Annotated in this window: 18 protein-coding genes; 9 read left to right on the top strand and 9 right to left on the bottom strand. The window is 64.0% G+C overall.

The window, feature by feature from the left end; all coding sequences use genetic code 11:
- Positions 1–37: 37 nt before the first annotated feature.
- Entirely contained in the window at positions 38–1,363 is a 1,326-nt protein-coding gene (locus ACX5I4_RS06695; RefSeq protein WP_461835990.1) for a DDE-type integrase/transposase/recombinase, read from the bottom strand.
- Positions 1,364–1,487: 124 nt separating this feature from the next.
- On the opposite strand from ACX5I4_RS06695, the gene ACX5I4_RS06690 reads away from it, so the two are divergent.
- Positions 1,488–1,736 carry an SCO4226 family nickel-binding protein gene (locus ACX5I4_RS06690; RefSeq protein ID WP_461835989.1) on the top strand — a complete coding sequence of 83 codons (249 nt, stop codon included), beginning with the start codon at positions 1,488–1,490 and terminating at the stop codon, positions 1,734–1,736.
- A 213-nt stretch (positions 1,737–1,949) separates the two neighbouring features.
- On the opposite strand, the gene ACX5I4_RS06685 is transcribed toward ACX5I4_RS06690, so the two are convergent.
- The 4 genes from ACX5I4_RS06685 to ACX5I4_RS06670 form a co-directional block, all read right to left on the bottom strand.
- Entirely contained in the window at positions 1,950–2,777 is an 828-nt protein-coding gene (locus ACX5I4_RS06685) for a tyrosine-protein phosphatase (protein ID WP_461835988.1), read from the bottom strand.
- 91 nt (positions 2,778–2,868) lie between these two features.
- Positions 2,869–3,264: a RidA family protein gene (locus ACX5I4_RS06680; RefSeq protein WP_461835987.1), complete on the bottom strand. Its 396-nt coding sequence runs from the start codon at positions 3,262–3,264 to the stop codon at positions 2,869–2,871.
- Complete coding sequence (locus tag ACX5I4_RS06675; RefSeq protein WP_461835986.1) at positions 3,264–3,488, bottom strand: Cif family virulence factor; 225 nt, start codon at positions 3,486–3,488, stop codon at positions 3,264–3,266. Before ACX5I4_RS06675 ends, ACX5I4_RS06680 begins: the two co-directional genes overlap by 1 nt.
- A gap of 88 nt (positions 3,489–3,576) precedes the next feature.
- Complete coding sequence (locus ACX5I4_RS06670) at positions 3,577–5,334, bottom strand: HNH endonuclease signature motif containing protein (RefSeq protein WP_461835985.1); 1,758 nt, start codon at positions 5,332–5,334, stop codon at positions 3,577–3,579.
- Between the two features lie 183 nt (positions 5,335–5,517).
- Between ACX5I4_RS06670 and ACX5I4_RS06665 the strand changes: the two genes are divergently transcribed.
- A complete protein-coding gene (locus tag ACX5I4_RS06665; RefSeq protein WP_461835984.1) occupies positions 5,518–5,784 on the top strand; it encodes a type II toxin-antitoxin system Phd/YefM family antitoxin in 267 nt (88 codons plus the stop codon).
- On the top strand, positions 5,781–6,029 hold the full coding sequence (locus tag ACX5I4_RS06660; RefSeq protein ID WP_461835983.1) for a type II toxin-antitoxin system RelE family toxin: 249 nt from the start codon (positions 5,781–5,783) through the stop codon (positions 6,027–6,029). The genes ACX5I4_RS06665 and ACX5I4_RS06660 overlap by 4 nt, the downstream gene beginning before the upstream one ends.
- A gap of 38 nt (positions 6,030–6,067) precedes the next feature.
- On the opposite strand, the gene ACX5I4_RS06655 is transcribed toward ACX5I4_RS06660, so the two are convergent.
- From ACX5I4_RS06655 to ACX5I4_RS06645, 3 genes are read right to left on the bottom strand one after another with little or no spacing between them, the layout of a single operon-like run.
- Entirely contained in the window at positions 6,068–6,241 is a 174-nt protein-coding gene (locus ACX5I4_RS06655; RefSeq protein ID WP_461835982.1) for a hypothetical protein, read from the bottom strand.
- Complete coding sequence (locus ACX5I4_RS06650) at positions 6,165–6,587, bottom strand: LD-carboxypeptidase (RefSeq protein WP_461835981.1); 423 nt, start codon at positions 6,585–6,587, stop codon at positions 6,165–6,167. Before ACX5I4_RS06650 ends, ACX5I4_RS06655 begins: the two co-directional genes overlap by 77 nt.
- Positions 6,588–6,629: 42 nt before the next feature.
- Positions 6,630–8,045: an NAD(P)H-quinone dehydrogenase gene (locus ACX5I4_RS06645; RefSeq protein ID WP_461835980.1), complete on the bottom strand. Its 1,416-nt coding sequence runs from the start codon at positions 8,043–8,045 to the stop codon at positions 6,630–6,632.
- A gap of 130 nt (positions 8,046–8,175) precedes the next feature.
- Between ACX5I4_RS06645 and ACX5I4_RS06640 the strand changes: the two genes are divergently transcribed.
- The 6 genes from ACX5I4_RS06640 to ACX5I4_RS06615 all read left to right on the top strand — a co-directional run bounded on the left by ACX5I4_RS06640 (position 8,176) and on the right by ACX5I4_RS06615 (position 16,482).
- Positions 8,176–8,994, top strand: coding sequence for a purine-nucleoside phosphorylase (locus tag ACX5I4_RS06640; RefSeq protein ID WP_461835979.1), 819 nt, complete (start codon positions 8,176–8,178; stop codon positions 8,992–8,994).
- 106 nt (positions 8,995–9,100) lie between these two features.
- Positions 9,101–9,703: a hypothetical protein gene (locus tag ACX5I4_RS06635; RefSeq protein WP_461835978.1), complete on the top strand. Its 603-nt coding sequence runs from the start codon at positions 9,101–9,103 to the stop codon at positions 9,701–9,703.
- A 115-nt stretch (positions 9,704–9,818) separates the two neighbouring features.
- Positions 9,819–10,553 carry a YcnI family copper-binding membrane protein gene (locus ACX5I4_RS06630; protein ID WP_461835977.1) on the top strand — a complete coding sequence of 245 codons (735 nt, stop codon included), beginning with the start codon at positions 9,819–9,821 and terminating at the stop codon, positions 10,551–10,553.
- A gap of 547 nt (positions 10,554–11,100) precedes the next feature.
- Positions 11,101–12,705, top strand: coding sequence for a glycoside hydrolase family 68 protein (locus tag ACX5I4_RS06625; protein WP_461835976.1), 1,605 nt, complete (start codon positions 11,101–11,103; stop codon positions 12,703–12,705).
- 105 nt (positions 12,706–12,810) lie between these two features.
- Positions 12,811–14,466 (top strand): glycoside hydrolase family 32 protein, encoded by a 1,656-nt coding sequence (locus tag ACX5I4_RS06620; protein WP_461835975.1) that lies wholly within the window; start codon positions 12,811–12,813, stop codon positions 14,464–14,466.
- 267 nt (positions 14,467–14,733) lie between these two features.
- Positions 14,734–16,482, top strand: coding sequence for a phospho-sugar mutase (locus ACX5I4_RS06615; protein WP_461835974.1), 1,749 nt, complete (start codon positions 14,734–14,736; stop codon positions 16,480–16,482).
- Between the two features lie 35 nt (positions 16,483–16,517).
- On the opposite strand, the gene nirD is transcribed toward ACX5I4_RS06615, so the two are convergent.
- Complete coding sequence (gene nirD / locus ACX5I4_RS06610; protein ID WP_461835973.1) at positions 16,518–16,889, bottom strand: nitrite reductase small subunit NirD; 372 nt, start codon at positions 16,887–16,889, stop codon at positions 16,518–16,520.
- Positions 16,890–16,898: the final 9 nt, after the last annotated feature.

The raw sequence follows: 16,898 nt of genomic DNA, 5'->3' as shown, positions 1-16,898 counted from the left end.
ACCCGGGCGTCCAGACATGACTCCCTGCTACCTCATGTCAATACCTCCGGGAAGGGGCATTCGTCGCCTCAGTTGAATATCTCCGGTTGGGTCGGCGGTTCCAGTCCTCGTTGACGGGGGGTTTCACGGGTGCGGGCTGCTTGGCCGTGGCGAGGGTTTCGAGCCGGCCCGTGAGGGACAATATCTGCCGGGACAGGGCAGCGGGTCTGATCTTCTTGTATTCGGTGTTCATGCGGAGTACGGCCATGGGTGAGACGCCGGGGTCGGCTTTCGTGCGTCTGTGCGGGGTCGCGGGAGCGTCGTGCTTCTTGGTGACCTTGGCTCCGACGCGGACCTTGGCGATGAGCTTCTGCTGGGGCAGCAGGTAGTCGGTGAAGATCCGGTCCAGTTCCCAGATCTGGTTCAGCAGCTCCAGTTCCGCGGCGGTGTCGTAGCGCAGGTAGCCGACGAGTTCACGGACCCTGGCCCAGTTCTTCTGCTCCACGTGGGCCCCGTCGTTCTTGTTGCCGGACCGGGAGCGGGTGAAGGTGATGTGGTGTTCCAGGCAGAAATCGAACAGATGGTTGTTGATGAACTCGCTGCCGTTGTCCGAATCGATGCCGATCACGGGAAAGGGAAACACCAACAGGACGTGCTGCAGGGCAGCGAAGACGTGCTTCTGCGCCCGGTTGGGCACGGACCTGTTCACCGTCCAACCCGTGGCGATGTCGGTGACGGTCAGCGTGAAGCAGAACTGCCCGGAGTTATTGGACCCTTCATGGCCGACCAGGTCGATCTCCACGAACCCGGGCACGGCATCATCCCACTGCGCCCAGGTCCGGATCGGGATCTGGGATTTCAGCAAGGACCCGGGCTTGGTGTGGGAGCGCCCCCGGGGCAGCAGCTTGGCCCGTTCCCCGGCCAGCCGCCTATCGATCGTTGCAGCGCTCATCCGCGCCAGCAGGGCCGCCTGCGGATCCGTGACCTGCAGCGCTCCCTCGTCCCGCAGCATCGGAACAAGTTCAGGCATCGCCGCCGCCAGCAGCCGTCCGGCCGGTGCCCGCAGCACCGCCCAGCACTGCACCAGGCCTGGCTGCAGATCCGCCCCGTACACCGGAGCCCGGCCCGCCCGCACCGGACGCGGCCTGGGCGGATCAAGGGCATGCCGCAGCACCGCCCGCGCATAGTCCCGGTGCCAGCCCGTCAGCTCGACCACCTCGTCCAGGATCCTGCCCTTCCGGACCCGATCACCGGCCCGGTAGGTCCTCGCCAGCTGCTTCGTCACGGCCTTGCGTTCGGCCATCGTCAGTCCCATCCACCCTGCGTAACCCGCCACCGCCCGCCCGGCAACCCCGAACCAGCCGGAGAAATACTTATGAGGCAACGTATGCCCCTTCGCGGAGGTTTTTTACGAGTCAACTCGGACTCTTGACGAACTGATACCCACGCGTCTAGCGTCTGCATTACACCGCCGCCGTCAATATCGACCACGATTGAGGAGCATTGTCATGCCTGAATTTATGGACGTTCATCACAACATGAAGGGGCTAACCAAGGAGGATCTGAAGGCGGCGCACGATGCCGATCTTGCCATTCAGGACGAGGAAAACGTCGTTTTCAAGAGCGCATGGGCTGACCCGGAGGCAGGCGTTGTGTATTGCCTGTCTGAAGCCCCTTCCGCGGACGCTGTGAGGCGCATTCATGAACGCACGGGTCACCCTGCGGACGAGGTGCATCCCGTTCCACTCGCGGTGTAAGTGCCTACCGCCACCCAGGACTGCGGAGCGGGCCAAGCTGCCACTTAAAGGTCAGCGGTCCCGTGCCGGTTGGGCTAAACAAACCGGGAAAGTCCGGAATTAGCGGCGATCAGTCCCTGCTCACCAACCACCACGAAACGACAAAGGGTCCGACGGCAACACGCGGTTGGACCCTTCCCAACGGAACCGGACGAGTTGCGCCTATTCGCCGCTTCAAAGCAGGCCGCCTAGAGTGTCTTTGTGTCCTCGGCGGTTGCTTCGCGGACTTTGACTGCCGCGGTTTCCATGATTGCCACCCTGTTCCGGGTTTGCGGGTGTGATCGCGCCGCGCCAGGTGAAAAGGCGCTCTCGGTCCTCGTGGGTGAGCTTTGCGGCGTCGAGGAAGGCTTTGAGATCGAATTGTGCCAAGACATCCCGGAACGCGCCTTCGGTTGTTGTGCCGTGTTTCCGGCACAGTTCCTCGAGCATGGGTTCAGCGTTGTTTCGCTTGCTGCTGGCCGCCCGCACATCACCCAACTTGACGGTTTCCAGATAGTCGTCCACGACGCATTCGGAGTCGGTGCCGATTGCACGAAGCAGAGCCATGGCAAGTAGGCCCGTCCTGTCCCTGCCTCCCATGCAATGGAAGAGAACCCCTCCTGCAGGTGCGTTGACCACAGCGGATATAGCGGCGCCGGACCGTTCGGGCATCGCTGCAAGGTGCGGGAGGAAGTAGAGCGCTGTGCCCACTAGGCCGTTGTCCCAGTAGTCAGCCCAGAACTCTTTGTTTTCCAAGCCGTCAAGGTCAACATGGATCGTGGTGAGCCAGCTAGGCCGTTCCCGGGTATCTGTGGTGCGTTCCCCTTGCTGACGGAGGTCGACCACCGTGCGGATCCCGGCATCATAGATCTGTTGCCATCCGTTCCCAGTGACCCAATCGACGTTCTCGCTCCGGAAGAACACGCCCTTTGGCGTGACCGTCCCATCTGCGCGCCGTAGACCACCGAGGTCGCGTCCGTTGACCAAGCCGTCCACTTTGAGCTTGCGATCTTCGGTTTTCATCAGGTCCCCCATGCCCCCTAGTAAACCAGAGCGTGCTTACCCGTTGGGCTTGTTCGGAGTCACCAATTCCCAAAGCAAGCGTGGGATCTGGCTACCGCGTTTCACCCGTCCTAACAGCCACGACGGTGTCTATTTGCACCTTGGCGCCCAGCGGCAGAGCTGCCACCTGAATCGTCGTTCGGACCGGAAATGGTTCGGTCAGATGTCTGGCATAGACCGAGTTGATGACGTCAAAATCCTTGTAATCCGTCAAATAGATGGTGGTTCGCACGAGATCCGAAAACCCCAGGTCCAGCTCTTCAAGTAGCGTTTTCAGGTTGTCCATCATGGCCTCGCATTGCTCTGCGACGTCATTGGAAACCAGAAGGCCATCGTCCCTGCGTTGGCCGATGATGCCCGCCGTGAAGCCGCTGCCGGCGTTTTCGACAAAGTGCGAAAAGGGTGCAGCGGACTGATAAAGACGTGTGCTGAAGTAATGGTTTGGCATCAGCGCGTCGGCTCTCCCTTGAATAGCTGATCGGGCAACGGCGCCTCGATGGCTGCCCGGACCAGTTCGCGGCCCTCATAAGATCCGTCTGAAAACCAATAGGTTGCGTCCTTGGCAATGTACGGCAGAACCTGCTCGATGTCGTGCGTGTTGTTGGCTGCCGCGTACCCTCGCATCACAGCTGTGAGTTCATCGACGAGGCCTTCCCGGTTGTGCATCTCCATCCCCATACTCTTGCACAGCAGTTGAGGACGACGACTACGCAGCACAGCGCCGTACGCGCACAGAGGCACGTCGCACCGAGGCCCCTGGTCACACGTCGAAGTAGCGGTTCTTGCGTGGTTGTTGGCGCGGGTCGATGTGGGGTGGCGGGATGAACCAGGGCACGCCTGCTTGGACTTGGATGTGCCACTCTTCCTTGTGGATCAGATGGTGGTGGTGGCTACAGAGCAAGACGCCATTGTCGGTGCTGGTGGATCCGCCCCGGGACCAGTACTCGATGTGGTGGGCTTCGCACCACGGGGCCGGCATCGTGCACGAAGGAAACGCGCAGCCCTTGTCCCGCGCGGTGATGGCTTTGCGGATGTGGGCGGGGAAGATCCTGGAGGCCCGGCCGATGTCCAGCACTTGGCCTTCGCCGCCAAGGACGACGGGAATGATGTCAGCATCGCAGGCGATCTTCCGCAGCGTCGCCGCCGGAACCGGACCGGTGAACGTAAGGCTCCCCGTGCCCTGTCGCGGCCGTGACTGGCCGACCAGCGCCGGCAGCCGGTATGGCTGCCCAGTTTCTTTGAACGGTGACAGGAGGTCGCGGTGGTCGATGGTGGCCATGATCTGGGGGCGCTGACCTCCGGCCGCGGGCATCGCCCCGGTGGCGAGGGCAATCTTGCAGGCGCCAAGCAACCCGTCCAGGAGTTTCTGCGCCCTCGTGCGGCGGTCCAAGGACGCGGCATCATCGCGCGAACCACCCGGTAGACCTTCCGCCCGAGCGTTTGTCAGCTCGCCCCCGCATCCCGCGTCCACCGTATTGTCCCCGGGTCCGGGCTCCCGGGACGTGCGGGTCCGGGGATTGGTGGCGGTGTTCATGACGGTAAGCAGGTGCTCGTATTGGTCCTGGGTGGCGAAGATTTCCAGATGCTGCAGCCCATGCTTGGGTTTCCGGAGGAAGGCGCCCTGGAGGTGACGCAGGGCTTCTTCGCCGGGCTCGGTACCGTCCTGGTCGATCGCGTCGGTCCAGCGGCGGGCGAGCCTGGCCAGGAAATCGGCGTCGTTCTCGGCCGCCGTCATGGTCAGCGCGTGTTCCATCTCCGCGGCTGTCTCGGGGCTGCACAGGGGCCGGACGCGTTCGAGAGCCATGGTAATGGTGGTGGCCGGGCGGGAAGCGATGCTACCGCAGGCCAGAGCCGCGGCCACTTCCCCATATCGCGGCTGTATCCTTTGGCCCGTCAGTGATCGGCCGGGAAGCAGATCCTCCGCGAGGGAAACGCGCCGGCGGGCCTCGGCAGCGCTGATCCGCAGGAGCGAGCGCATGTGCTCACCGGTGTTCCTGAACTCCCGGAACCCGGCATGGGCTGCCCTCTCACCGATGCCGCCGTCTTCGACACCGGTACAGGTACCGGCAGCCTCAACATCCGCTCCGGGGCTGCTGGAACCACCTGCTCTGGCCTCGGCCCCCCAGCCCGTCATCCAGCCGGTCTCACCGGCCGGCTCCTGCTGCCGCACCCGGTGCAACTGCCCCGCCGCGACGATCTGCAAATATTCCAGGGTGCGGGACAGCTCCTCCACGCCCGAGGCAAACTCAGCGGAGTCCTGCAACCCCAGCGACCCGACGTCGTCAATCGCCGTCCGTGCCAGCGACCGCAACGCCGCAAGAGCACTCTCCAAAACCTGCTGCGGACCACCGCGATCACCGGCGCGATGCTCGCGCGGATCCGCCAGAGAGAGTCGGCGCAGCCCCGGCCCTTGCCGAGGCGTAGTCACCATCCGCGGCTCGCGCACCTTATGGGACACGACGAACCGGCCGCCGGGCAAAGCGCCCTGGCCAGTGGTGAGTTGTCCGATCGCGTCCATGGAAACACTCTGCCAGCAGGCACCGACAAAATAGCCCGCCCACTCGCGTCAGTGGCGCGTGATCCCTCAGAACTCGCCGATTGGTGGACCGTGAACTGCATTACGAGGCCACCATCGCACGAACGTTGTCGGCGGTTCTGTACGCTACGTACATTTTGCCGCATTTGCCGTAACATCGAGTGCATGACCGACATAGCCATCACCGAAGCCCGGAACCATCTGGCAACCATTGTTGATACGGCACATCGCGAGCGCGAGCCGGTATTCCTGACTCGTCGCGGAATTCGGGTCGCGGCAGTGATTGATTCCGCCGAGCTGGAGCGCCTTCGCGAAGCCGCGGAAGAACTTGAAGACATCCGAGCCGTGGACCTGGCATGGGAAGAGATGAAGCAAACCGGTGAGACTCCGATCCCTTGGGAGGACGTCAAGCGCGATCTGGGCCTGACGTGAGCTATAACATCACGGTCCTGCCAGCGGCCCTTCGGCAGCTGCGCAAGCTTCCACCCGAGGCCCGCCGCCGGGTCCAGGCAGCCATCGAGTTGCTGGCTGAGACACCGCGTCCGCCTGGCGCCAAGAAGCTGACAGGGCGGGTCGAGTGGCGGGTCCGCACGGGAGATTATCGGGTGCTCTATCGGATCGACGACGGCCGACTAGTCATTGTCGTCGTTCAGGCCGGCCATCGCCGCGAGATCTAACGCGACTAGATCCGGCTACAGAGGCGTTTTCCGAATCATCAGTGGCGCGTGATCCTCAAAGTGCTCGATTCACCGACAGAAACTTCGGCCTCGCCGCCAATCGGGAACGTCAAGATTGGCGAAGTGTGGCCAAAATCAGCATTGGCCAGCACCGGCAAGCCCGCAAGAACGGATTGTTTGGCCACGATCAGGGCCAGTAGATCCTTGGTCATTCGGATAGCCACAGAGGATCTTCGGGTTCGCCGCGATGAGATCCCAGTCGAGGTACGGGAGCAATTCATTGCTGCTGAATCCCCCGATCACGGTCAAGATTCCCGCCACCTCCGGATCCGCGAATGCTGCGTGGAGATCATCGACACGTGACCGCACCGACGACGAGAGGAGGCCGTCCATCTCGTCGACATGCTCCCCGAAGGAGAGCCGCAGACCCATCTCGGCGAAGCGCCTCCCGATGTGGCTGGTGTTGTCGTGCTCCATGACCACGGCGCGGCTCAGGGCAGGCGCAACAACGCGCACCAAGTCACCGCGACGGAATTTGGGCGGGTAGATAGATCGCATGCCGTCGACGCTAGCAAACGCGACGCCGGCAAGAGCCACGACCTACATATGCACGTGCAGCCGCCGCGCCGCTTCCGAGATCGACCCAGTCAGCGACGGGTACACCGTAAAGGTGCTCGCGACGTCGTCGACGTGCAGTTTCTGCTTCACGGCAACGGCGATCGGGAAGATCAGTTCAGAAGCGTTCGGCCCGACGACGACGCCGCCGATCACAGTGCCCGAACCCTTGCGCGCGATGATCTTGACGAAACCGTCCTTGGTATTGCGCATTTTGGCGCGGGCGTTGCTCAGCAGGGAGAGCGTGACAACGTCGCCCTGGTACTTGCCCGATTCGAGGTCGGCCTCGGAAACGCCCACAGACGCGATTTCCGGTGAGGTGAAAATGTTGGAGGCGACTTGGTGGAGTTTGATCGGCATGACAGCGTCGCCCAGGAAGTGCGCAACAGCAATGCGGCCCTGCATGGCCGCGACAGAGGCGAGGGCCAAGATCCCCGTGCAGTCGCCCGCAGCGTAGATGTTCGGCGCCGTGGTGCGGGAAACGCCGTCCACCTTGATGTGGCCGGACTCCGTGACAGCGACACCTGCCTCTTCCAACCCGATTCCGGCGGTGTTGGGGATGGAACCCACACAGACTAGGCAATGGCTGCCCGTCACGACGGAACCGTCGCCCAAGGTGACCTGGACGCCAGCGTCGGTCCTTTCCACAGCTTCCGCGCGGGAGCGGGACAGAACGCGCACGCCACGGCGCTTGAAGACACCTTCAAGGACCTGGGCGGCATCCGTGTCCGAGCCTGGCAATACCTGGTCGCGGCTCGAAATGAGCGTGACGTTGGAACCAAGGCCGTTGTAGGCGGAAGCGAACTCGGCCCCCGTGACGCCGGAACCCACAACGATCAGGTCTTCCGGAAGTTCCTCAAGGTTGTAGATCTGCGCCCAGTTCAGGATGCGCTCTCCGTCGGGCTTGGCCGTGGGCAGTTCGCGGGGATGCGCACCGACGGCCAGGAGGATGGCATCGGCAGTGATCGTCTTGGTGCCGTCCGAGGTGATGACCTCGATGGTGTGGTTGTCCAAGAGCCTTCCCGAGCCCATCAGGATTTCCACGTCAAGGTGCTCGAGGCCCACCCGGATGTCGTCGGACTGCTCCCGCGCGAGGTGCAGGACGCGGTCATTGATGTGGCCCAGATCCGCGCGCATGCCCGGCGCTACATCGCTGCCGTCGACGGCGAACTTGACTCCCAGCTCCCCCGCCTCGCCGACGCGGGTCATGAGATCCGCCGTCGCGATCAGGGTTTTGGAAGGCACGACGTCGGTGAGGACGGCTGAGCCGCCGAGCCCGGCGCGCTCGATGAGCGTGACCCGCGCTCCCAGGTGCGCTGCGACCATGGCCGCTTCATATCCGCCTGGACCTCCGCCCAGGATCGCGATTCGTGGTGAGCTGAAGTCAGGATGCATGGTCACAATGGTCAATTGTTACGTATTGCGGGCGGCACTGCCACTAAGCCCCACCTGAGCACGCCCGCAGGGGGCTCGTTGTCCGTCTCGAACAGTGCCCTGTTCAACAGCGCGAGCGGCACTGTAGCTTGTACCAGTGAGTAACACAGAGCTGATCAACACAGACCCATTCGAAGCCGCCAAAGCTGCGGCCGACTACATCGCGGCGGAGACCGGCGTCGAATCCCACGACGTCGCGCTCGTGCTCGGCTCAGGCTGGGGCGCGGCCGCGGATCTCATTGGCGAAACGACGGCGACGCTCGCGGCGTCGGAAGTTCCCGGCTTCCACGCTCCTGCGGTTGAGGGGCATGTGGGCACCATCCGCTCGGTCCTGACCAAGGAGGGCAAGCGGGCCCTTGTCCTCGGCGCGCGTACCCACTACTACGAAGGCAAAGGCGTTCGTGCGGTAGTCCACGGCGTGCGCACTGCTGCGGCCGCAGGATGCAAGACCCTGGTGGTGACCAACGGCTGCGGTGGCCTGAACGAAGCTTGGTCCCCCGGCACTCCCGTGCTGATCAGCGACCACATCAACCTGACGGCGGCGTCCCCTCTTGAAGGCGCCACCTTCGTCGACCTCACGGATCTGTATTCCTCGCGCATCCGCGGCTTGGCCCGCGAGGTGGATCCGACACTCGACGAAGGCGTCTATGCCCAGTTCACCGGCCCACACTACGAAACTCCTGCCGAGGTCCAGTACGCCAAGCGAATCGGCGCTGACCTGGTGGGCATGTCCACTGCTTTGGAGGCTATCGCCGGACGCCACGCAGGCATGGAGGTCTTCGGCATCTCCCTGGTGACCAACCTGGCCGCCGGCATCAGCCCGGTACCGCTGAGCCACCAGGAAGTCATCGAGGCAGGCCAGACGGCCGGCGCGCGCATTTCGCGACTCCTGGCGGACATCATCGCCAAGCTCTGATCCAGGAGCCGGGGAATCGAGGCTCCCCGGCTATCCGGCGTTGGCGGCACCAGTAGAATTTGAGTGACTCTCCACCGAGCACTTCAACCGGAAAGGACCGCCGATAATGACTCCCGCGCCTTTTCGGTTGTTGCGGACGGGTCTGATCGGTTCAATCATTCTGGGCTTGGCCTCGGGTGGGCACCTGGCCGGTGGCGGTAAGCTACCCGAGCCAGCCATCCTGATGGCGCTGTGTGCCCTGACGATTCTGCCGGTGGCCATACTCACGCGGTTCCGCCTCCCCATGCCGCTTCTGGCAAGCCTCTTGGGCGCCGGGCAGTTTTGGCTTCACTGGGCGTTCTGCGCCCTGTCGCCCGGGGTTTCATCCGTGGCACCCCTGCCGTCCGGGCACGCAGGACATATCTCGGCTCTGCTCCCCGGGACCGCAAATGCCGCGTTGCCCGCACATGCCGCTGCAAACGACTGGCAAATGTTCGCCGCCCACGCGGTGGCGACCCTGGGCACAGCATTGCTGCTCGCACGTGGGGAACAGGCATTTTGGGCACTGGCGGCATGGCTGCGCCCCTTGGTGCAGCTACCCGCCCCAACACTCTTCCAGCCAGCTCGCGGCCCCGCCCCCTGCGCGGCCCCCGCTGTGCTTCCCCGAGGACTTCGCGGCCTCCTGCTTCCCTCCCGGCGCGGTCCGCCCGCCCTGGTTCCCGCCGCCTAAGACTCCCCTTTCACCTACGGGCAGGGACAGGCGGCAACTCGCTGCCTTTACCGGTCCGGACCTCCGTCCGCGCCCGGCCCCCAACCGCATTTCCTTTGTGAAAGGCACTATTGCCATGAAGACCTCCCACCGCCGTACCCTCAAGACCGCCTGCGCTGCCACGATGGCCGCCGGGCTGCTCGCGTTCGGCGTTTCAGCCGCTTCCGCGCACGTCCATGTCGACCCCGACGACCCGGCGGCCGGCGGCTACACGCACCTGACCTTCAACGTGCCTAACGAGTCGCCCACGGCAAAAACCGACAAACTCGAAGTGTCACTCCCCACCGACACTCCGTTCAACTCGGTGTCCGTGAAACCCCTCGAGGGCTGGAAAGCCGAACTCATCACTTCCACTCTGCCAAAACCGGTCACGGTCGCGGGAGCAACAGTGACCAGGGCCGTCACGTCGGTGGTGTGGACCGCTGATACCGCTCACCAGATCGGGCAAGACGAATACCAGGCGTTCTCGATCTCGGTGGGTGTCCTGCCGGATGCCGGCACCACGATCACCCTGCCGGCAACCCAGACGTACACCGACGGCACCGTGGTCAAGTGGGACGAGAAGACAGTCGAGGGCCAGCCCGAGCCCGAGCACCCTGCTCCCTCGTTCGTGACCACTGCCAGTGACTCCGCCGCATCGGCGGCACCCACGTCCTCCCCATCCGTGACCCCGGCACCGTCAGCTGCCGCCTCGACGACATCCAACGACGCCGGATCCACGGCCGGCTGGTTCGGCCTGGCGGCGGGCCTCATCGGCCTGGCCGCGGGCGTGACCGCCCTGGCCCGCACGCGCTCGAACAAAGCCAGCTAGCCGATCCGCCAAGAACAACCGAACTGCCCGCGCGGGTCCCGGCGCGGGCAGTTCTGCGTTCCCCTGAAGCGAGATGGCAAGAGCGGTCCAGGGTTGCCGGCGAGTTCACGCCGCCACCTAACCATCACGCGACAGATCTCGTCACGCCAATTTTCCATCCCCCGTCAAGTCAATTCGCCCAAGTGTTAATGGCGTGTGAACTTTTCGAATAAATCAGATTTATTCAGAAACATTTGACCCGGAGCGCTTTCCATGGCACGCGCGCGGTGTAAAAATGTAAACGCTTGCGCACATATGTCTGACATGTGGTCGATGGGCTCCCACCCCGCTCGAAACACGGCTTGCAACCGCATCCAGCGCGCGTCAAGCTTTGAACGGTCCCGGCAAGTCGACGTGCCGGACCGAAGGATGGGGGCTTCCTAAGAATCCCCCATCCACCCGACACGATGGCGTTCCTGACGACGCCATTGGTGTTACCGGGAACGCCGGAGTGCGGACAGGGCTTGCGCCCATTCCACGTAGTCCAACCTCCGCGAGAAGAGCAAGCATGAAATCTCACTCAACCCCCAACAGGCCGCGCCGACGCCTGCGGTCAGCGGCCGCCTTTGCGGCCGCTGCCGGTGTGGCTGCCACGGTGCTCATGGCATCCCCGGCAGCCCAGGCAAACCTGCCTGCCGACAAGCCGGCCACCACAATGCCGGCCCCGACGCCGGGATTCCCGCTGCCGACGGTCCACACTCAGGAAGCCTTTGATCCCGCAGCAGCCTTCACGTCCAAGTGGACGCGGGCGGATGCCAAGCAGGTCATGGCCCAGAGCAACCCGAACGTGGCCCCCGGCCAGAACTCCATGAGCCCCAACGTCACCATGCCGGAAATCCCCAAGGACTTCCCGGCGATGAACGACGACGTCTGGGTCTGGGATACGTGGTCCCTGACGGACCAGAACGCCAACCAGATCAGCTACAAGGGCTGGGACGTCATCTTCTCCCTCGTCGCTGACCGCCACGCAGGCTACGGCTTCGACCAGCGCCACTGGAACGCCCGCATCGGCTATTTCTTCCGCAAGACCAACGCAGATCCCGCGAAGGACAAGTGGAACTACGGTGGACACCTGTTCCTGGACAACACCTCCATCGGCAACACCGAATGGTCCGGTTCCACGCGCCTCATGCAGGGCGACCACGTCAACGTGTTCTACACGGCCACCACGTTCTACGACCGTGCAGAGCGCAACGCGGGCGGCGGCGGCATCGCTCCGGATGCGGTCATCGCCAAGGCTTTGGGCAACATCCATGCCGACCAGAACGGTGTGACCTTCGACGGCTTCCAGCACACCAAGCTGCTCGAGCCGGACGGCAAGCTGTACCAGTCCAAGGCCCAGAACGCCGGCTTTGCCTTCCGTGACCCGTACACCTTCGAAGACCCGGCGCACCCGGGCAAGACGTACATGGTTTTCGAAGGCAACACCGCAGGTAACCGCGGCGACTACAAGTGCACGGACGCCGACCTTGGCTACCGCCCCGGCGATCCCCACGCCGAAAACACCAATACGGTCAACACCACTACTGGTTCCTGGTTCCAGACCGCGAGTGTCGGCCTGGCCGTCGCAGACAACAAGGACCTGACCCAGTGGCACTTCCTGCCGCCGATCCTGTCCGCCAACTGCGTCAACGACCAGACCGAGCGCCCGCAGATCTTCATCCAGAATGAAAACGGCCAGAACAAGTACTACCTGTTCACCATCAGCCACCAGTTCACCTACGCCGATGGCATGCGTGGTCCCGACGGCGTCTACGGCTTTGTTGGCAACGGTGTCCGTTCGGACTTCCAGCCGGTGAACAACTCGGGCCTCGCGCTCGGCTCGCCGACCGACTTGAACCTGCCGGCGAACAACCCGAGCGGCACCCAGTCGGCACAACAGAACGGCCGCCAGTTCCAGGCCTACTCGCACTACGTGCAGCCGGGCGGCCTGGTGCAGTCCTTCATCGACAACGTTGACGGCGTCCGTGGAGGGTCCCTCTCCCCCACGGTAAAGATCAACTTCGCCGGTGGCATCACGCAGGTTGACCGCAGCTTCGGCAAGAACGGCCTCGGCCCGTTCGGCTACCTCCCCACCAACGTCCGCGTCGGCGGGGAAGGCCTCTACAAGTAGGCCACAGTCAAAAACAGCCGGGCAGGCAGAGGATTCGCTGCCTGCCCGGCAACATGGGGCGCCCGGTTCTCCCCGGGCGCCCTGCTCCACAACCCAGGAAGTCCCATGCTCCACTCTCCCCAACGCCCGTTCCGGCCCGCTCGCAAGGCGGCACTCGCCGTCGTCGCCGTCCTCCTGGCGGTGTTCGCGAGTTCTTGCACCCCGACGCCGGACGCGTCGCCATCTGCCGGCGGCACCGCCGTCGGGATGGCTGCCCCCGCACCATCCGAAGCGGACCCGTGGCGGCCCGCCGCGCACCTCACGGCGTCGCAAAACTGGATCAACGATCCCAACGGACTCGTCTACGAAAACGGCACTTACCACGCGTTCTACCAGCACAATCCGCACGGCAACTTCTGGGGAGACATGTCGTGGGGCCACTCCACCAGCACGGATCTGGTGCACTGGACCCAACAGCCGGTAGCCATGGAAGGCTCCGCCAGCGAGGAAATCTTTTCCGGCGCCATCGTTCCGGACAGCAAGAACGCCTCCGGCCTGGGCACCGCTGAAAACCCGCCGCTGGTAGCCCTCTACACCAGCTCATACGGCGACGGCGGGGCGCCGCCCAAGGGCAGCCAGGCCCAGTCCGTGGCATACAGCCTGGACCACGGGAAGTCCTGGACCAAGTACAAAGGCAACCCGGTGCTCAGCTTGCAGCCGGCGTCGAACAACTTCCGGGATCCCAAGATCACCTGGTACGAGCCCGGCAAATACTGGGTCATGACCACGGTGGTTGCTGACGCCCAGGTGGTGAAACTCTTCAAATCCACGGACCTGCTGCACTGGAACTTCCTCAGCGACTTCTCGGGAGTGGGCGCCCAGGGCGGGCTCTGGGAAGTTCCCGAGCTGCTCCAGATGGACGTCGACGGCGGCAACGGCCTGAAGAAGTGGGTCATGATCCTGAGCATCAACCCGGGAGGCATCGCGGGAGGCTCCGGCATGCAGTACTTCGTGGGCGATTTCGACGGCACACGGTTCACGGCGGAAAACGCTGCAAAGCCGGGCGACCCGCTGACGGCGTCGCAGTGGCTGGACCATGGAGCGGACTTCTATGCGGCCAACACCATCACCGCGGCTCCTGGTGGAAAGCCGGTGCTTCTGGGGTGGATGGGGAATTGGGACTATGCGCAGTCCGTCCCGAGCACCCCGTGGCGCGGATCCATGGCCATCCCCCGGCAGCTCACGCTCGTAGCTTCGGGTGGCCGTTTCGAGCTCCATTCGAGCATCGCACAGGCTGCCGCGGATACCCTGACGAACACCAAGACCAGTGAAGTACATGGCAAAAACCTCACCGTCACGGATTCAACGGAACCCCTCGGCAGCGACTTCGGGGCCCGAACCCAGCTCATTGACGCCGAAATGGACGTTGCAGGCTCAGCCGAGGCCGGATTGGTTCTACGGGCTTCCGCGGACGGGAAGGCAGGCCTCCGGATCTCGTACAACCGGGCAAGCCAGACCCTGAAAGTGGACCGCTCCGCGGCCGGAACCTCCAACTTCTCGCCTAAGTTCAGCCCCTACCACCAAACCTTCGTGCCCACGAAGGACGGCAAGGTCCGCCTCCGCATCCTCCTGGATTCCTCGTCCGTGGAGGTCTTCACACAAGACGGAGCGGCGGTTATCTCGGACATCTTCTTCCCGCATTGGGGCAACACGGGCGCGGCCGCCTTCAGCGCAGGCGGCGCGGCGAGCTTCGTACTCACCAGCACGCGGCAGCAACCCTGACGCTGTGCAGCCCAACTAGTCCCCACCGCCACCCTCGCCTCGCAAGTCCCCACCGGCTCCCAGCCTTCGCAAGCTCAGGCCGGGCCCCTCGCCGGTGTGGCCCCACGGCCAGGGAACCCTGGCGGCGTGGGCCCCCGCATTAGTTGTCGTTTAGACGCCTCATAACGACACCTAATGTGAGTCAGTTGGGATGGGGCCACCGGACTGTGACGGCTGACATAGCCGGTGACCTCGGCATTCATTCTCTTTGACGATAGCTTTATCCCTATGACATCGAGCGATGCCGAATTTGAAAAGCTGATATCCGACGCCGTCAAGTGGGCAGCCCAAGACCCGGACCCGATCACGGCAGCAGCACTGTCCGAACTGACCGGACTCGCCTCCAGCGGCGTCGCCGCAGCCCGTCAACAGCTTGAAGACAGCTTCAGTGGAACGCTGCAGTTCGGTACCGCGGGACTCCGTGCGGCGCTCGGTCCGGGCCCCAACAGGATGAACCGCGTGGTGGTTCGGCGGGCAGCGGCAGGTTTGGCGGCCTTCCTGAAAGACGCCGTTGAGGCGGCCTCCCCCGGAACTCGGCCGCGCGCCGTCGTCGGCTATGACGCGAGGCACAACTCGGATGTCTTCGCGCTGGAAACTGCCGCCATCTTCACGGCTGCGGGAATCGATACCTTTCTGATGCCTTCGGCGCTTCCCACCCCGTTGCTGGCTTACGTGGTCCGTTCGCTTGATTGCGACGGCGGTGTCATGGTCACAGCGAGCCATAACCCGCCGCAGGACAACGGTTACAAGGTGTACCTGGGTGGCCGGGCTGTGGAGGAAAGTGGCCGGGGGTCCCAGATCGTGGCACCCTACGATGCGCAGATCGCCGCAAGCATCGAAGCCGTGGGCCCTTTGGAATCCATCCAACTGGCCGAGTCCGGCTGGACTGAACTGCCCGCTTCCATCACGGGAGAGTACGAGGCCGCGATGGCCGGCCTCGCCGACGTCGAGAATTTCCCGGCACGGGAGCTGAAGATTGTGTTGACGCCGATGCATGGCGTGGGCGGTGAAACCGCGGTCTCGGTTCTCAACGCGGCCGGCTTCACGGACGTCTCACTCGTGGAAGAGCAGGCAGAACCGGATCCGGACTTCCCCACCGTCAGCTTCCCCAACCCGGAAGAACCCGGCGCACTGGATCTGGCTCTGGCTGCGGCAGCGCGTTCGGGTGCCGACATTGTGTTGGCCAACGACCCCGACGCCGACCGCGCGGCCGTGGCGGCAAAGGACCCCGATACGGGTGCTTGGCGGATGTTGCGGGGCGACGAAGTAGGCGCCCTGCTGGGCGCCCACGTGGTGGCCCGCCATGCCGCTGACGCCCGGCAAAGCGAAGGCACCCGCGGGGTTTTTGCCAACTCGATCGTCTCGTCCCGGCTGCTCTCCCGCATTGCCGCGGCGTCCGGCTTCGCCCACGAGGAAACGCTCACGGGATTCAAGTGGATTTCGCGCGTGCCTGGGCTCGTCTACGGCTATGAGGAAGCCTTGGGGTACTGTGTGGCGCCGGAGCTCGTGAGGGACAAGGACGGCATTTCCGCCTCCTTGCTCATCGCGGAACTGGCTGCGGCGGCCAAGGCTGAAGGAAAAACGATCTTCGACACCTTGGACGAGATCTACTTGGTGCACGGCCTGCATGCGAGCGATCAACTCAGCATCAGGGTGGCGGATCTTGGCTTGCTGGACGCCATGATGAACAGGCTCCGGGCGGACCCGCCCGAGTCGTTCGGCGGCTCCGCCATCGAGACTTTTGTGGATCTGGCCGCGGGAAGTGAACAACTGCCGCCCACGGACGGCCTCCTCTACCTGACCAAAGACCAAAGCCGCGTCATCATCCGGCCCAGCGGTACCGAACCAAAGCTCAAATGCTACCTGGAGGTCATCAAGTCGGTCGGGTCGGCGGCGGAACTCGCAGAAACCCGGCACGCCGCGCGGACCACTTTGGACCACATACTCGCGGACGTCCGCGAGGCGCTGGGACTCTGAGGCTGACGACGGCGGTGCGCGGCTGGGGCTCTAAGCTACAGTTCGACTTCGATGAAGCCGTCAACCATGCGGGTCTTGAAAGCAGGAAGCCGGAACCCGGGGTTTGAATAACACTCGCCGGTCTGAAGATCGTAGACCTCCTTGTGCAACGGAGAGGCGATGGTGGGGCGTGATCCCCGGGAACCGGTGATGCCGCGGGCCATGACGTTGGCGAGTGTTGCGGGGTCCTGCTGGGCGACTGCGTAAACCCTGTCGACGTCGACGCGGAAGAGCGCCACCTGCACGCCGTCAATCAGGGCTGCCTCGCCCCAGGCCAACTCAAGCTCGTCCAACGGGCATACACGGTGCCAGCCGGACGCCGCCGGCGCATCCATCAGTTGTTCTTCCCGTTCCAGAATGACGGTCATGTCAACCCC

This window comes from Arthrobacter sp. MMS24-S77, assembly GCF_054888235.1.
Note: the sequence above shows the minus strand (reverse complement) of the source record. Positions and strands in the feature narration are given on the sequence as shown.

What these genes read in the sequence shown, in the direction of transcription:
- ACX5I4_RS06690 (WP_461835989.1), top strand. Translation starts at nt 1,488, where the DNA reads ATGCCTGAATTTATGGACGTTCATCACAACATGAAGGGGCTAACCAAG.
- ACX5I4_RS06685 (WP_461835988.1), bottom strand. Translation starts at nt 2,777, where the DNA reads ATGAAAACCGAAGATCGCAAGCTCAAAGTGGACGGCTTGGTCAACGGA.
- ACX5I4_RS06680 (WP_461835987.1), bottom strand. Translation starts at nt 3,264, where the DNA reads ATGCCAAACCATTACTTCAGCACACGTCTTTATCAGTCCGCTGCACCC.
- ACX5I4_RS06675 (WP_461835986.1), bottom strand. Translation starts at nt 3,488, where the DNA reads ATGGAGATGCACAACCGGGAAGGCCTCGTCGATGAACTCACAGCTGTG.
- ACX5I4_RS06670 (WP_461835985.1), bottom strand. Translation starts at nt 5,334, where the DNA reads ATGGACGCGATCGGACAACTCACCACTGGCCAGGGCGCTTTGCCCGGC.
- ACX5I4_RS06665 (WP_461835984.1), top strand. Translation starts at nt 5,518, where the DNA reads ATGACCGACATAGCCATCACCGAAGCCCGGAACCATCTGGCAACCATT.
- ACX5I4_RS06655 (WP_461835982.1), bottom strand. Translation starts at nt 6,241, where the DNA reads ATGACCAAGGATCTACTGGCCCTGATCGTGGCCAAACAATCCGTTCTT.
- ACX5I4_RS06650 (WP_461835981.1), bottom strand. Translation starts at nt 6,587, where the DNA reads ATGCGATCTATCTACCCGCCCAAATTCCGTCGCGGTGACTTGGTGCGC.
- ACX5I4_RS06635 (WP_461835978.1), top strand. Translation starts at nt 9,101, where the DNA reads ATGACTCCCGCGCCTTTTCGGTTGTTGCGGACGGGTCTGATCGGTTCA.
- ACX5I4_RS06630 (WP_461835977.1), top strand. Translation starts at nt 9,819, where the DNA reads ATGAAGACCTCCCACCGCCGTACCCTCAAGACCGCCTGCGCTGCCACG.
- ACX5I4_RS06625 (WP_461835976.1), top strand. Translation starts at nt 11,101, where the DNA reads ATGAAATCTCACTCAACCCCCAACAGGCCGCGCCGACGCCTGCGGTCA.
- ACX5I4_RS06620 (WP_461835975.1), top strand. Translation starts at nt 12,811, where the DNA reads ATGCTCCACTCTCCCCAACGCCCGTTCCGGCCCGCTCGCAAGGCGGCA.
- ACX5I4_RS06615 (WP_461835974.1), top strand. Translation starts at nt 14,734, where the DNA reads ATGACATCGAGCGATGCCGAATTTGAAAAGCTGATATCCGACGCCGTC.
- nirD (WP_461835973.1), bottom strand. Translation starts at nt 16,889, where the DNA reads ATGACCGTCATTCTGGAACGGGAAGAACAACTGATGGATGCGCCGGCG.